The organism is Alicyclobacillus pomorum DSM 14955, assembly GCF_000472905.1.
Classification (GTDB): Bacteria; Bacillota; Bacilli; order Alicyclobacillales; family Alicyclobacillaceae; genus Alicyclobacillus_A; species Alicyclobacillus_A pomorum.
Genome location: NZ_AXAR01000017.1, coordinates 17059 through 31711, shown reverse-complemented (window position 1 = coordinate 31711; position 14653 = coordinate 17059). Strand labels below are relative to the sequence as shown.

General features: G+C 55.8%; 12 protein-coding genes and 1 riboswitch. Of the genes, 5 read left to right on the top strand and 7 right to left on the bottom strand.

Translation table 11 applies throughout. The annotated features are described in order from the left end of the window. Window positions 1-2: 2 nt before the first annotated feature. Genes thiE through tenA form a run of 4 tightly spaced genes read right to left on the bottom strand, consistent with a single transcriptional unit; the run spans window position 3 to window position 3140 of the window. Window positions 3-650, bottom strand: coding sequence for a thiamine phosphate synthase (gene thiE / locus YWK_RS0114970; protein ID WP_084453756.1), 648 nt, complete (start codon window positions 648-650; stop codon window positions 3-5). Window position 651: 1 nt separating this feature from the next. Next, entirely contained in the window at window positions 652-1470 is an 819-nt protein-coding gene (gene thiM, locus YWK_RS0114965) for a hydroxyethylthiazole kinase (protein WP_026965434.1), read from the bottom strand. A 17-nt stretch (window positions 1471-1487) separates the two neighbouring features. After that, on the bottom strand, window positions 1488-2411 hold the full coding sequence (gene thiD, locus YWK_RS20175) for a bifunctional hydroxymethylpyrimidine kinase/phosphomethylpyrimidine kinase (RefSeq protein WP_051375647.1): 924 nt from the start codon (window positions 2409-2411) through the stop codon (window positions 1488-1490). A 27-nt stretch (window positions 2412-2438) separates the two neighbouring features. After that, complete coding sequence (gene tenA, locus YWK_RS0114955) at window positions 2439-3140, bottom strand: thiaminase II (protein WP_026965433.1); 702 nt, start codon at window positions 3138-3140, stop codon at window positions 2439-2441. An 83-nt stretch (window positions 3141-3223) separates the two neighbouring features. Continuing rightward, window positions 3224-3327, bottom strand: a riboswitch (TPP riboswitch). A 91-nt stretch (window positions 3328-3418) separates the two neighbouring features. Here tenA and YWK_RS0114950 point away from each other — a divergent pair. Together YWK_RS0114950 and YWK_RS0114945 are read left to right on the top strand one after the other, a co-directional pair. Beyond that, window positions 3419-3940, top strand: a complete 522-nt coding sequence (locus YWK_RS0114950) for an MFS transporter (protein ID WP_084453755.1) — start codon at window positions 3419-3421, stop codon at window positions 3938-3940. A 134-nt stretch (window positions 3941-4074) separates the two neighbouring features. Further along, the gene (locus tag YWK_RS0114945) at window positions 4075-5304 is read left to right on the top strand and encodes a winged helix-turn-helix domain-containing protein (RefSeq protein ID WP_026965431.1); all 1230 of its coding nucleotides are present in this window, start codon (window positions 4075-4077) and stop codon (window positions 5302-5304) included. 24 nt (window positions 5305-5328) lie between these two features. Here YWK_RS0114945 and YWK_RS0114940 read toward each other — a convergent pair whose 3' ends face one another. Both YWK_RS0114940 and YWK_RS20170 read right to left on the bottom strand, forming a co-directional pair. After that, window positions 5329-6300, bottom strand: a complete 972-nt coding sequence (locus tag YWK_RS0114940) for an aldo/keto reductase (protein ID WP_026965430.1) — start codon at window positions 6298-6300, stop codon at window positions 5329-5331. A 137-nt stretch (window positions 6301-6437) separates the two neighbouring features. After that, complete coding sequence (locus tag YWK_RS20170; protein WP_051375642.1) at window positions 6438-8651, bottom strand: protease pro-enzyme activation domain-containing protein; 2214 nt, start codon at window positions 8649-8651, stop codon at window positions 6438-6440. Window positions 8652-9059: 408 nt separating this feature from the next. Here YWK_RS20170 and YWK_RS0114930 point away from each other — a divergent pair, with 408 nt between their 5' ends. Further along, window positions 9060-10661, top strand: coding sequence for an acyl-CoA dehydrogenase family protein (locus tag YWK_RS0114930; protein WP_026965429.1), 1602 nt, complete (start codon window positions 9060-9062; stop codon window positions 10659-10661). Window positions 10662-11009: 348 nt separating this feature from the next. Further along, window positions 11010-12383, top strand: coding sequence for an amino acid permease (locus YWK_RS0114925; protein WP_026965428.1), 1374 nt, complete (start codon window positions 11010-11012; stop codon window positions 12381-12383). A 133-nt stretch (window positions 12384-12516) separates the two neighbouring features. Here YWK_RS0114925 and YWK_RS0114920 read toward each other — a convergent pair whose 3' ends face one another. After that, window positions 12517-12852 carry a hypothetical protein gene (locus YWK_RS0114920; protein WP_026965427.1) on the bottom strand — a complete coding sequence of 112 codons (336 nt, stop codon included), beginning with the start codon at window positions 12850-12852 and terminating at the stop codon, window positions 12517-12519. A gap of 406 nt (window positions 12853-13258) precedes the next feature. Here YWK_RS0114920 and YWK_RS0114915 point away from each other — a divergent pair, with 406 nt between their 5' ends. Next, a complete protein-coding gene (locus tag YWK_RS0114915; protein ID WP_026965426.1) occupies window positions 13259-14593 on the top strand; it encodes a GntP family permease in 1335 nt (444 codons plus the stop codon). Window positions 14594-14653 lie beyond the last annotated feature (60 nt).

Genomic DNA, 14653 nt, shown 5'->3' with positions numbered 1-14653 from the left:
ATTTAACCGCGTGCCGCTCGAATTTGTTCCAGGAATTGTTGGCTCGCTGAACGCGGATTCGCCGCCAACATGACAGCAGAGACGACGGCAACGCCGTCCGCACCGGCCCGAATCACGTCCTGTACGTTTTCCAGGCTGATGCCCCCAATGCCGACTACAGGAATGCTGACTACTTGCAAGATCTCCTCCAACGCTTCCACGCCGCACACTTCGGCATCCGCCTTGGATGATGTGGGATAGAGGGCGCCTACACCAAGGTAATCCGCCCCGTCCCGCTCAGCCTGCTTGGCTTCTTCAACAGTCGCCGCTGAGATGCCGACAAATTTATCGCCCATCAAGGCCCGGACGTCCTTGCAAGGAATGTCCGATTGTCCGACGTGTACCCCATCCGCATCCGTCACGAGGGCAATATCCACCCTGTCATTCACGAAATACAGCGCGCCAAATTCCCGTGTGATCCGGCGAATGGCATGCCCCATCTCCACAAGACGGCGCCCGTCTTCGTTTTTGCGCCGCAATTGCACAGCTGTCGCTCCGCCAGCGACGGCCTCACGCACCGCCTGCAGAACGCTGTCCGTGTCGGGCCGTTCATCTGTCACGACGTATAATTGCAACCTGTCTTTCAGATATCCTAAGTCTCTCTCAGCCACGTCAGTCCACCTTCACCTGCTCTATCTTCGCGCATTCATTGACCACATCTTCCCGCAGTTGATACAGTGCATCAAACAGCCGCGCCTGGAACGTCCCTGGCCCGTCGCATCCGCGTGCCGCCAACTCGCCTGCCACATTCATGCACGTCACGGCCGACACCGCCGCCTCTGCATAAACGCGAAGCGGGCTGCCTTTCGGTACCACGCCGACGAAGCCACCCAACAAGGCAGTCAACATGCACCCGGATCCCGTGATGGCAGCCATCAAAGGGTGACCGTTGTGCAGTCGCCACACAGACTCTCCGTCTGTGACGAGATCCACTTCTCCTGTCGCCAACACCACCGTACCATGCTGCTTCGCGTATGCCTTCATGGCAGCAGGTAAATCTTCGCTCGCGCCTGCGGAGTCCACGCCTCTCACTTCCCCGCCGCAGCCCAGCAACACGCCCACTTCGCCCGCGTTCCCGCGCAACACCTGGATATCCAACTCGGACGTGAGTCTATGGGCTACTTCCGTGCGGTAAGGAGTGGCTCCGATGCCGACCGGATCGAACACAATCGGTACACCGTGCGTGTTTGCGGATTTACCCGCGAGAAGCATGGCGTCCACGATGTCCGCCGAGATGGTGCCCATGTTGAGGGACAGAGCGTTTGCAATCCGTGCCATGTCGGCAACTTCCTCCTTGGCATCGGCCATCACCGGAGATGCCCCAGCGGACAGTAGCACGTTTGCCGCAATGTTCGTGACCACGATGTTCGTGATATTGTGGACTAATGGTCGATGCTCCCGTACTTCTTTCAGCCAGTACCCGACGTTCATGAATACATCCTCCGTTCTCATTCCACCTTCGATAATTCCATCCAGTCGATTCCAGTATATAGGTAGAACCCGCCGGGGCGAGGTGCACCGGGGCTGCCTACTGGCGCACTATGATCCGTAGGGCCATGTCCAGTCCCAACGTCCCAGTTGCGCCCCCCTTCGATGGCGCGGAACACAAACGCCTTGGCCGCCGAGATGGCCTCGAGCAGAGCCGCCCCCCGCGCGAGCATCGCCGTCACGGCCGCCGAGAACGTACAACCCGTCCCGTGCGTGTTTTTTGTCTCAATCCGAGGCGTGGCAAAGTACGTAAATTCCCCACTGTGGTACACGATGTCAACCACAGGATGATCCTCGACGTCCACGCCGCCCGGTACCTCGTGACTCCATTCCACAGGGGCGTGCCCACCTTTGATGATGACCACGCGAGGTCCTAAATTGGCGATATCCCGAGCTGCCTGATGGCACGCCTCCCAGTCTTTCAGAGGATAACCGCACAACACTTCTGCTTCCGGCAGGTTCGGGGTCACCATGTACGCCAGCGGCAGGAGTGTGCGTTGGAGTGCCTCCACCGCGTCTTCCGACAGCAGGCGGGATCCCCCTTTTGCAACCATCACGGGATCCACAACAACTTGTTGTGCATGGACGGAGTCCAGGAAGGACGCGACTTCCCGAATGATGGGCTCGGACGACAACATACCGGTTTTGACGGCATCCGCCCTGATGTCTGAGTAAACCGACTCCAGTTGTTGCCGCACAAACGCTGCAGGTACTTCGTGAATGCCTTGGACGCCCTGCGTATTCTGGGCAGTCAGCGCCGTAATAACGGACATACCGTATACGCCAAACTGATGCATGGTCTTGAGATCCGCCTGAATGCCGGCTCCGCCGCCACTGTCCGAGCCAGCGATGGTCAATGCGCGCGGAATATGGCCGTTTAGCAATTGCTGCAATCTGTATTCCCCCTGATTCTACTTGCGTGATTGCGACTGTGTGACAGGTAGAGTCCAATCTTCTAGCGTGTAAGCCATGTCAAAGAATCGGTACTCGAGGTGGCATCCTGCAAGGAATGCGGCTTTCATTCGCTCAAGTTCGTCCGTCCCAGCTTTGTCAGCGTACGCGTCCAAGAGATGCAAGAAGTCTTGCAAACTGGTTTGCATCGGATCACTGGCATAGAACGAAATCCAGTCGTAAAACAGATGTTCTTTCGTGGGGCGATATTCGCGAAGCAGGTATTCGGCTGCGTCCACGTAGACCCAGTGACACGGCAACAGGGCAGCCAAAATCTCACCCAGGGTGCCCGCGTACGCAGTGGCAAGCATTTGGTGGGCATAGTGGTGAGCCGTCGGCGCCATATGTGTGGCATGGGTTTTCAGGTCTTCATACTGCACGTCCGCAGCACGGCAGAGATTCTGATGCGGCAGGGCTTCCCCGTCGAGGACGACGCCAATCCGCTCGTGGAAAAACTTCATCTGTTCGATGGTTTGCGATTTAGCCAAGGCCAGCCCGTAGACTTTCGCATACGTCTTTAGGTACTGGACGTCTTGCTTCACGTAGTGGATCAGTGTCTCGCGGGACAAGTTCTGGTGGGCCAGTCCCTGCACGAAGGGATGTTGCCGGATGGCTTGGAACACATGGTCTGCCTCGCGTCGGAGCTGCTCAGAAAAGGACATGAAAATAGCCTCCCTAGTATCGGAGGCCGCTGGGGGTAGGAAGCAAGGAATGTCGGATTGTACAAATGGCATGGACCCGACACGATTGCTTCACGCCACTTTCCTACGCTGGTATTACCCAGTTCAGGTGCTAAGGGTCCAAGGGAAAATCCCTTGTCTCAGCAGTGTAGCTCCCCTAGTGGCTCCAATTCATTTGGTTCAAGGTTAAGATATCACGGAAAACAACCGTTGCAAAGAGCGTAACGCTAGAGTTGCTTGATAGGAATATGTAAACGGTTATTCTTCTTACACATTTTTCTGTTGCGGTCCTGAAGGTGTCTCTTCCACTGCTTGTCCATCGCGAGCTCATGTTGTCCGCCGTCACATTGGGATTGTTGGGGACCGCGTACTCCATCGGTTCTATACTCGGATCCGCCGTATATGGACTGATGAAGACACCCAAACACCAGGGGATTGTGATGATTTGTATGATTATCGCATGGGGAGCTTCGCTGTTACCGATGATATGGCTCCACCACGCTTGGACCACAGTGATTTGCATGGGGCTTGCGGGGGCTACTTTTGCGGTGCATCCGCCCATGGCGCGAACGATGGTCCAGCTGATGGTCCCGACAGAGTTACAGGGTCGCGTATTTGGGATTCGTTCTTCCCTGATAAGTGTTGGTGTTCCACTTGGATCCTACCTGTCTGGACTGGCTTCGAACTGGCTCCATCCGTCCGCCATTGTTGGATTCACGGGAGGCGGAGTCATTCTGTTGGGGATTCTCGCTTCTACAGTCCAAGAATTTCGCTCCTTATAGCATTGTAAACATGCGCCACCGAGTGTAGAGGGAAGTTTCGCTTACTTTGTGGCGCATTTCAATCTTTCCAGGTGCATGGGGAACATTTGTTCTCTGGCGCATGGCGTGGTACAGTACAGGCAGAGGTGGAAATGATGCCCACACAACTCAACGTGAACAAAGTGGCCGTGCGGAGATTCCTGTTGGAGAAACAGAGACTTCACGCTGAGGGAAGTGCGAAGGTATCTGAACCGGACGACGTCCTGCACATGATTGAGACGCTCGAATGCGTTCAGCTGGATCCGGTCGCAGCCGTGGAGAGGAACCAACACCTGGTTCTCTCTGCCCGCATGCGCGGATATAGACCGGCGGCGCTCGAGCAGTTGCTCAGCGAGGGACGAGTATTCGAGTTCTGGGCCAACGCCGCATGTGTCATCCCGATGAAGGACTATCCGATGTTTGAAGTAATTCGACGCCAACGTTGCGAACGGCTTCAGCCGGAACTAGATAAACTGGGTTCCGTGGTCGAGGAGGTCTTGACGCGGCTGGAAGTGGAAGGTCCGCTGCCAGCCAAGGCGTTTGAATCTTCGGATAAGGTCCATGGCTACTGGGACAACACGCATCCGAAGACCAAGGCCACGTCGCATGCGCTGAACCTTCTCCACGATATCGGCCGCATCCAGGTCGTCCGGCGCGAAGGAGCCACCCGCTTCTTCGACCTTCGGGAACGGGCGGTACCCCAAGACTTGCTGGACCAGGCATCGCAGATGGATGACGCCGACGCGCGAGCAGCCTTGGTGGACAAGTACATCCGAGCGTACAGCGTGTTCCATCCAGGGGACCCCCGCTTCGGCTGGCACCGCATGACCGCAGGCGAGCGCAGGCAGGCGGTTGAACAGCGGGTAGCACAGGGTACCCTCGTCCCCATCCACATAGAAGGCGTGAAGAGCGTCCACTACGTGCGCTCCGAAGACGTCGACCGGTTGCTAGAACACCAGGCGTCCAGCGCCGACCCATGGCCTGTTCGGGTGGGCAACATCCGGTTCCTGCCGCCGCTGGACAACCTTTTATGGCGGCGAGAACGTATCATGGACCTGTTTGACTTCTCCTACACCTGGGAGGTCTACATCCCCGCGGCCAAGCGCAAATTCGGGTACTACGCCATGCCCATCCTGGCGGGCGACAGACTCATTGGCCGCATGGATCCCCGGTTGGACCGGGCACGCGCACGACTGGACGTCCAGCTACTCCAGATTGAACCCGGTATCCGTTGGACGAAGACGCTCTGCGACCGGCTATTTCGTGCGCTGCATGCCTTTGCGCAGTTCCATCAGGCAGAGGTGGGAAACATTGAACGGGTGGAGCCCGAAGGATTGACCGTGTGAAGGGCGGAGGATTCCACCCTCATCTTATCCCAACCGATACGCTGCAAACGGAGGCCCGTACACAAAGTCCTGACTCATCTCGTCCAGCGCTTGAACCGTTTCGTCCGTCAGCGTGACATCGAGGCTCTTCAAGTTTTCCTGTACCTGTTCAACGCGCGTAGCCCCGACGATAATCGTGGACACAGCTGGGCGCTGCATCAGCCAGGCGAGTGACAACGCACTTGCCGTGTAGCCTAACTCCTCCGCCAGGCGAGCCACGTTGGCACCAAGAGTCAATCGTTTCTCATCCAGCCGCTTTGCAAAATTCGGGTCTTTGTCTGCGCGCGATCCGCTCGGAGTCTCTCCCCCTGCGTACTTCCCGGTCAAAATTCCACCTGCAAGCGGGAAGTACGGGATGATACCCAAGCCTTGGTCCAGGCACAACGGCACCAGTTCCAACTCCGGTGTCCGGTCAGCCAGCGAGTAGCACGGCTGAATGGACACGTACCGATTCAATCCCAGCCGGTCACTGACAGCCAGTGCCTTCATCAACTCCCACGCCGCGTAGTTCGACGCGCCGATGTAGCGCACTTTGCCAGACCGCACCATGTCGTCCAACGTGCGCAGGGTTTCTTCGAGGGGTGTGTGCGGATCGAACGAGTGAATTTGATACAGATCCACGTAGTCTGTGCGCAGTCGCTTCAGACTCCCCTCCAATTCGCGCATCAGGTGCACTCTGGACGATCCCCGCCAATTCGGCCCCTCACGCTTCGGCAATCCTGCCTTTGTGGCCAGCACCACTTCGTGGCGCCGCCCTTCCAGCGCTTCACCGATGATACTTTCCGAGGCGGTGTTCGTGTAAATATTCGCGGTGTCGATGAAGTTGATACCTGCGTCCAGCGCGGCATGGACAATCCGGATGGATGTCTCCTTGTCCGCGCGTCCTCCAAATGCGTTCGTGCCAAGCCCGAGTACGGATACCTCCAGGCCACTCGCTCCCAATCGACGATACTGCACTGTGGTCACTCCTCCGATATGCCTGTAGTCGTTTAGTTTGAGCGTAGCGAAGTTGCCACAATGGATCAAACCGCACACAGACAAAGCCCCGCCCTCTTGTCCAAGAGCGGGGCCTTGTGACATTACCCGGTGATTGCTTACTGCGCTGTGACGCTGACGTCATCCACGAAGAAACTGGTAGGATTGCTGTAGTCGTTGGTGGCCTTGAATGCGATTTGAATCGTCTGCCCTTTGTACGCGCCGAGGTCAAACGATTGACTCCGCCAGCCAGCTGCCGTGCCGTCACTCTGCGTCTGCAGCGTCTTCAACACGGTGCCGCTGGCGTTGCGAACCTGCACGTACAAGTAGTCGTAACTGTGTGTGGTCTCAGTGGTGTCCACATCAGTCCAGTACGTCAACGTGACGGTCTTGGCCGTGGACGGCACGGAGATGGTTTGGTATATCGTGTCCGTGCCATTGTTGTACCCCGCCAGATAGGCAGAGTAGCTGCCCGTGTGAGGATACGTGGTGTCAATCAGTTCGTATCCACCGGAACTGCTTTCTACCCACGGTGTCTTCCCGTTTTCAAAGCCACCGTTGCTGAGGAGCTGTGTCTGCGTTCCGCCTCCACCGCCACCTCCTCCGCCACCGGAGCTCCCTCCGTTGAGGTCCCGGACGAGGTTGTACGCATCAGGTGTTCCGATGCCGCTGGCCATGTCGTAGCCGGCCGTCGCTGGATAATACAGGTTGTTCCCCTGCGTTACATCGTGGTACGCCGGGTAGGTCTGCGTGGTGTTGAACATCTTGTACAGTGTCGGATTGGCGTAACCCAAGTCGGCCTTTCCGTTTGCCTCGGCATACTGGTTGTTCAAGGCGGCCAATCCAGCCCAAAGTGGGGCTGCGCACGATGTGCCTCCATAGACCACCCATTGGCCCGCACTGTAGATGGAGTACCCCGTATTGGGATCCGCGTCCGCCGAGACATCCGGTACCTCTCGCTTCCCGTTGCTGTAACTGTTCTGAACCCCTGTCCCCGTCTGCCAACTAGGCTGGCTGTACACCGTCGACAGCCCGCCACCGCCGCCAGTCTTGTTGGTCGAGTTGGACCATACAGACTCGCTGCCGTAACTACCGCCACTCAAGGTCAAGTGTGTGCCACCGACGCCTGTAACATATGGATCGTTCGCGGGGCTATCTACTGCAAGTTGGGTATCCCCACCGTCGTACGCGCCACTGTCACCGGATGCAGCGAAGACACTCTGCCCCTGGGTGGCCATCTGTTGGAAAATCGTGTGCATGCTGTTCATCGTGGATGCACTGCTCTGCAACTCAGACAGTCCCCAACTGACACTGACCTGTTTGGCCTTGTCGTCCGATGCGATTTTTTGGTAGGTGTCAATGACACCTTGATCCGAATTCGGGCCCTCGTACACAGTGACGTTGGCTTTCGGAGCCATGGCGTTGATCACTTCAATGTCCAGCTCCACTTCGCCTTCGCCCTGTCCGGCAGCACCGTTGTATCCATCCACCAGGACGTTGGTCGGGGCGGGACTACCGAGGCTATAGTAGTTGTCGTAGGTCGTGATGTTCGATTTCACGTAACCATCCAATTCGAAGAGCGCTACGGTTTGACCTGAGCCATTCGTCCCCCCGCTGTTCAGCGGGTTCACGTCGTACGCAGCCCGCAGTTCACTCGGCGTGTATCCTCCCGCCGGACCACTCCCTACATGTGATGCCTCCGTGTTTGGTTTACCGGACACATGCGGTGAAGATTGTCGACCTTGCGCAGCATGCCGCCAGTGGGGCTCGTTGTCGAGACCTGTAATACCGGTAACCACGTCGGCAATGTCGCTCGGCAACTGCGGGTTGTTCGCATTTGCGTAGTACTGATGTCCCTCCGCGTTTTGATAGTTGTTCATGGTGACCCCAAACGCGCGCTCTACTTGTGCAACGGTACCACTGACCTGGATCAGCGTCCTTTCCGGCGATACGCTGTCTACATGCAACCCTTTCGACGTGAAGTAATGGGTGACTTGGTTGATGGTGTCACTAGATGGGCCAAACATCTGCGCGAACTGCTGTGGCGTGAGAAAATGCTTGTAGTTCGGTGACGAAGGATTGTACAGATCTGCAATGAAGCCGTCAACTTTGTCCGCATTGCGCAGATGCAGACTGATGGTCACCGAAACCTTTTTGTTCGCATCGGCGTGTCCCAGCAACTTGCCATGCTTGGACGCATTCGCGTTGTTTGGCAACACCATAATCGACGAGTTGCCCTGTGCAAATGCACGTGGGGCCGATGGCAGCGCCATTGCCCCGATGAGCCCGACCAACCCGAGTGCCACTTTGACTGCGTGATGCCACTCCCTCACAAGTAGCCCTCCCCTGTCCGGATTTACATCTCCGGTTGATGGATTGCAATGTCATACCCTCTAAGATGTGTCGCGTATACACCTGTTTCGCCGCCGCTTTTGCCGTTCCTAGGTTGTAAAATATGATGAATATCCGGCGCGTACCACCTATCCATCCTCGCATTTCATCCGCAGTGAACGTCTCTTTTTGTGTACATGGCAACACTTATGAAACATAAATTGTCCAGGCTGCCCCAGATTCCTGTAGTCGTTCATGTAAATTTTCCGTATATTTCATATTAAATGAATCCTGTGCACAAGGAACGCTTCACGTCCACCGACAGTACATCATCTCCTAACTGAAGAGTTGGAACTGCGAAGCCACCTGCTTCCATCGCTGAATGAAAAACTGGGAGGAGTCCGAAAAGAATGAACCACATTTCCTACGCGTACGGGAAAAACCACTACGACAGCGATTCTCATCTGAAAGCTGTGCTGCAACACTACTGGAAAGACTTTCAGCAGCACCAAGCGGATTTGCGCGCTTTCGGAGCATTCGCCGGTCGCGATGTGTATGAAACCGTTTACCATGTCGATCACGACGCTCGCCCCATCCTGGTTCACCACGACATAGACGGGCAACGGATTGACAGAGTGCGGCTCAGCCCAGTCCACCGCGCCGTGTTGAAAGAAGCGGCGCGTATCAACCGTCCTCCTTACGAAGGCGGAAGCTGGCACCATCACTTTGCCCTTGGCTATCTCATTGGAGACCCCGGGCTCTACTGCGTCGTGACTATCACCGGGCAAGCCGCGTACGCCATCCACAAGTACGCGCCTGCGTTTTCCGCGTGGAAGGAACAGCTGTTGTCTGGTGAAGCATTCGGGGCCACGTGGATGACGGAGTCGCAAGGTGGTAGTGATCTCGGCGCAAACCTCGCCACCGCCCGCCAGGACGGAGACGTGTGGCGGATTACGGCCGACAAATACTTCGCGAGCGGCGCAGGCCTCACCGACTACGCCATCACAACCGCTCGGCCAGAGGGCGCGCCATCCGGTCCAAAAGGCCTGGCTCTATTCCTTCTGCCTCGCCTCGACCGCAATGGAAATCTGAATTACCACGTCCGCCGCCTGAAGGACAAGAGCGCGACCCGCGCTGTCCCGTCCGGCGAAGCTGAACTGAACAACAGCGAGGCGTATCTTATCGGTCGCCCCGAAGAGGGCATTTACTACACGCTCGAAAACCTCACGGTTTCCCGCCTCGCGAACGCAGTCAGCGCCATGGGTACTGCGCGCAAATCCCACCTCGAAGTGTTGGGTCGTGTGTCGCGCCGACGCACGTTTGGAAAGTTACTGAAGGACCACCCGCTCATTCGCCGCGATTTGACCGATTTTTCCGTCCGACTGGCCGGTGGCCTTGCGCTTTCCTTCCACGCCATCGAGAAGTTTGACCAGGCTTGGGATGCTCGTCCACCGTATACGCCGGCCTACCATCACGCGCGTTTCCTCTCCCATCTCGCCAAGAATCGCACAGCCGATCACGCGGCTGCCATGACAGCCATGGGCATGGAATTATTCGGAGGTCTCGGCTTCCTGGAAGAATACGCTGTGGCCCGCTGGCACCGCGAAGCGCTGATCACGCCCATCTGGGAAGGTCCCAGCAACATACAGTCCCTCGATTTTCTGGAGACCGTGAACAAGCACAAGTCCTACGAGAAGTACCTGGAGGAAGTTCTCCCGATGCTGGAACGCGCCGATACGAGGGAAGCTCGAGACGCATCGGAATGCATTCAGAAGACGTTAACGCACCTTACTTCCCTCAATGGCCCAGCCGCACAATGGTATGCCAAACACGCTTTGCAGCAGATTGCCGACGCGACGCAGGCTGCCTTACTATACAACCTCTCGGAAACACAAGGAGAGTTGTATGCCAAACTCGCAGGATTGTACGTGAACCGGTTCATAGAGCATCAGGAGTACCCAGACTGGGCCTTCACGGACGAACAGGTGTGGGGAGCGGACCTCGATGCATAAGTGGAGCATTCCTGAGTAGCTGGTGCTCAGTCGCAAACCACCTGTGCCAACATATTAGCCACTTACAAAGCGAACCATAGGGACCGGAATGCCTGAGAGGGCACTGGTCCCTTTCTTAATTTGAGTGATTTGCAAAATTCCTCTAGAGCGGTTCGTCGTTATTTTGCAAATCGCTCATTTCACCGAGAGAAGATTTCGTTTTTATCCCGAATGATTCAAGGAATCAAAAAGGTGTTACCTGCAAATCCAGGATCATGCAGTTTTCGAAGGGTTAAAATGAAATTAAACTTCTGATAATATTCGTTATGTGTAAATCATTGAGACGTAGTTTTGAAAGGGGATTTATTTGTGAGCCAAAAATCGCTCAAGAAAGACCTCAAAATGCGTCACATGACCATGATCTCGCTCGGCGGCGTTATCGGCGCTGGACTGTTTGTCGGCAGTGGTGCAGTCATCCAATCTGCGGGTCCCGCAGCCGTCATTTCATACGCACTCGCCGGCGTTCTTGTCGTCTTGGTCATGCGGATGCTCGGGGAAATGGCAGTGGCACATCCCTCGCTCGGATCGTTCGCCGCATACGCCCGCGAAGCACTGGGAGATTGGGCTGGCTTTCTTGTCGGGTGGTTGTATTGGTATTTCTGGGTCATCGTTGTTGCAGTGGAAGCCACGGCAGGCGCCAAAACACTTCAGAATTGGTTTCTACCGAACGTCCCACTGTGGGTCCTTGCTTCCATCCTGTTGCTCTTGTTGACGCTGACCAACCTGGTCTCCGTTCGGTCCTACGGGGAATTTGAGTACTGGTTTGCCTCCATCAAGGTGGCCGCCATCGTGTTATTTATTTTCTTTGGCGCACTGTACGTCCTCGGCCTCTGGCCGCACGCACATCTGGATTTCAGCAACCTGACGCGGCACGGCGGGTTTGCACCGCTTGGTATTGTCGCCCTATTTTCTAGCGTGACAACGCTCGTCTTCTCCTTCTTCGGGTCAGAGATTGTGACGGTGGCTGCCGCCGAGTCAGCAGAACCCCGGCAGGCCGTTTCTCGGGCGACGAACTCGGTCATTTGGCGCGTGCTGGTTTTCTACATCGGATCTATTTTTCTCATCGTCACCATCTTGCCATGGAATGACAAGAGCGCGATGGTCAGTCCTTATGTCAGTGCGTTGAAAGTCATCGGAATCCCAGGCGCCGCTTGGATCATGAATCTCGTTGTATTGACCGCCGTTTTGTCCTGTTTGAACTCTGGACTTTACACCGCTTCGCGGATGCTGTTTGCACTCGCTAACCAAGGTCACGCACCAAAGGGCTTAGTGGACACGAACGACCGCGGCGTGCCGGTCAAAGCCATTCTGTTTTGCATGGTGATTGGCTATCTCTCCGTAGCGATGGACTATCTGTCGCCGAACACCGTGTTCCTGTTCCTGCTGAATTCCTCTGGTGCTGTCGGATTGTTCATCTACCTGTTGATTGCTGTATCGGAACTGCGCATACGGCGCAAGCTAGAACGGGAGTCGCCAGAGTCGCTGCGCGTGCGCATGTGGGCGTACCCGTATCTCACGTATTTAACAATCATTGCGATAGTCGTTGTAATCGCTTCCATGGCCTTTACAGCAGACAATCGTTCCCAGTTGATCCTCAGCCTCGTGAGTGTCGTGATTTTGATGATAATCTTTGCTGTAAAACAAACGATGTCCCGAAATTCTAAACTCCCTGGCAACATGTAAACGGCGCGGCGTGCCAAGGCACATCTGCTCTGGCACGCCGCTATGTTTGACCATTGTAGGGCCATGTGAGGACAAGGGTTCCAATGGCGCGCAATAGCAAAAAGGCATACCCCACTGGGCACACCCGTTCATTTCAACCTGCTACGACCTTCTTCAGCAACTTCACGTCAAGCTCGGTATCTTGGAGTCTGCCGGACAGCTTGTCCACCATCTCCCGTGTTTCGATAACCGACTGGCCTACAGCTTGCACTTCTTGCACAACGGCATCAATGCGCTTATGAACTTGATCGATGCGCACATAAACGTCATCGAAACGTTTACGAACGTCGTCCATCTGTTCATCGACATGCTGCATGATGCGCTGTTCAAGGCCAGCTATCTGTCGCTCAAATCGCTGTTCCAGATCTGCCACTCGTTGATCGAGCCGCTGTTCCATCCCGGTCAAGAACTCCAGCAGTTCCTTGTCCATCAGATCACCCCCGTCCACAGCTCCGGAGATACCGCGACCACCACCGCGACGCTATAGATGCTCCCAACATCCAAACTTCGATGAATCTAACGTACCATGCATGCCGTCAACAATAAATAATCGATAGGAAATTTTTTGAACGGACTCTACTTCATGAGTATACGCGTCCATCTCCCCTCACGCTCCACCAATGATTGGGTATGATAGAATCATCGTGGACACAAATCTAACGAATGTTACGTTTTTTATGTAATATTGATATCATGGGACGGTGATAGTCGACACGTTTTCAAGTGACCAACTTGTTCCATCTCGCGATTTCAGCTGTTTTCGTCTTCCGCGTCGGTTACGCATTCATCTTGATTTTACAGAATGATTCAACATTTTAGTGAGAGGAGTGAATTCTATGGCGATTCTCTTTCTTGTCATTGCCCTTGGACTGCTGATCTGGATGACAATGCGCGGCATCAACATCATTGTGGCCGGCATCATTGCATCCGCAGTCGTGGCAGTGACCGCAGGCCAGGACGTCGCTGCAGTGCTCACGGGGACGTATATGAAAGGGTTTTCAGGATTCTTTGCCTCGTGGTTTATTTTGTTCCTGCTGGGCGCCGTATTCGGCAAGGTGATGGCGGATACCGGTGCCGCGGACGCCATCGCCAGCGCACTCATGCGGTTTTTGGGCGAACGCTGGGTTATTCTCGCCACTGTCCTTACCTGCGCCATCATGACCTATGGCGGCGTATCGCTGTTCGTCGTCGGATTCTCCGTTTTTCCTTTGGCGCTGGCTTTGTTCCGGCAGGCAAACCTGCCGCGTCGGTACATTCCCGCAGCCATCATTCTAGGGTCCGTATCGTTTACCATGACGATGCCCGGTTCCCCGGAAATCCAGAATCTCATTCCCACGAAATACTTTCATACAACGCCGTGGGCAGGCGGAATCATTGGCATGCTGGTCGCCGCGGGTATCGCTGTCTCCGGTTGCGTGTACCTGATGCTTGCGGTGAAACGTGCGGTGGCACGGGGAGAACACTTTGAAGATTCCCATTCAGGCCTCAAACTTTCGGACTCCGCCGTTGAAATGGCGGCCACTTCAGAAGTCGCGGCTGAACGGACATTACCGCATTGGGGAGTGGCGGTGGTTCCGTTGGCCATGGTGGTCATCAGCCTCGCCGTGATGACCAACGCCTTTCACGTCGAATCGACGATTGCCGCGGTGTACGCGTTGACAGCTGGCATCGTGATAGCCCTGCTGTTGATGATCACCCATGTCAAGCGCTTCTGGGGCACGTTGGCTGACGGCGTACAGGATTCAGTCGTAGCCATCTGTAACACCTGTGCCGTCGTCGGATTCGGTTCTGTGGTGGCCAATACGCAAGGCTTTAAGCAAGTGGTGGATGCCGTGACGCACATGCCGGGGCCCCCGCTGCTGGGCCTTGGTATCGCCGTGACCTTGATTGCCGGTGTCACAGGCTCAGCTTCTGGCGGTCTCGGTATCGCTCTGCCGATTTTGGCGCCCATTTACACGAAGATGGGGATTGATCCGGGCGCAATGCACCGCGTCTCCGCCCTCGCCTCCGGTGGTCTTGACGCGTTGCCGCACAACGGATACGTGGTGACCCTCATCCGTTCCATCGCGAAAGATACCCACAAGCGCGCCTACGGACCACTCGCTGTGGTCAGCGTCGTCATCACGACCATTGGCATGTTTGTCGCCATCGCACTGTTCTCCATCTTTTGAGTCAAACGGGTTGTTGGGTGGGAAAAGCACAAAAAGAGCGGTCTCCTGTGCGAACATGCT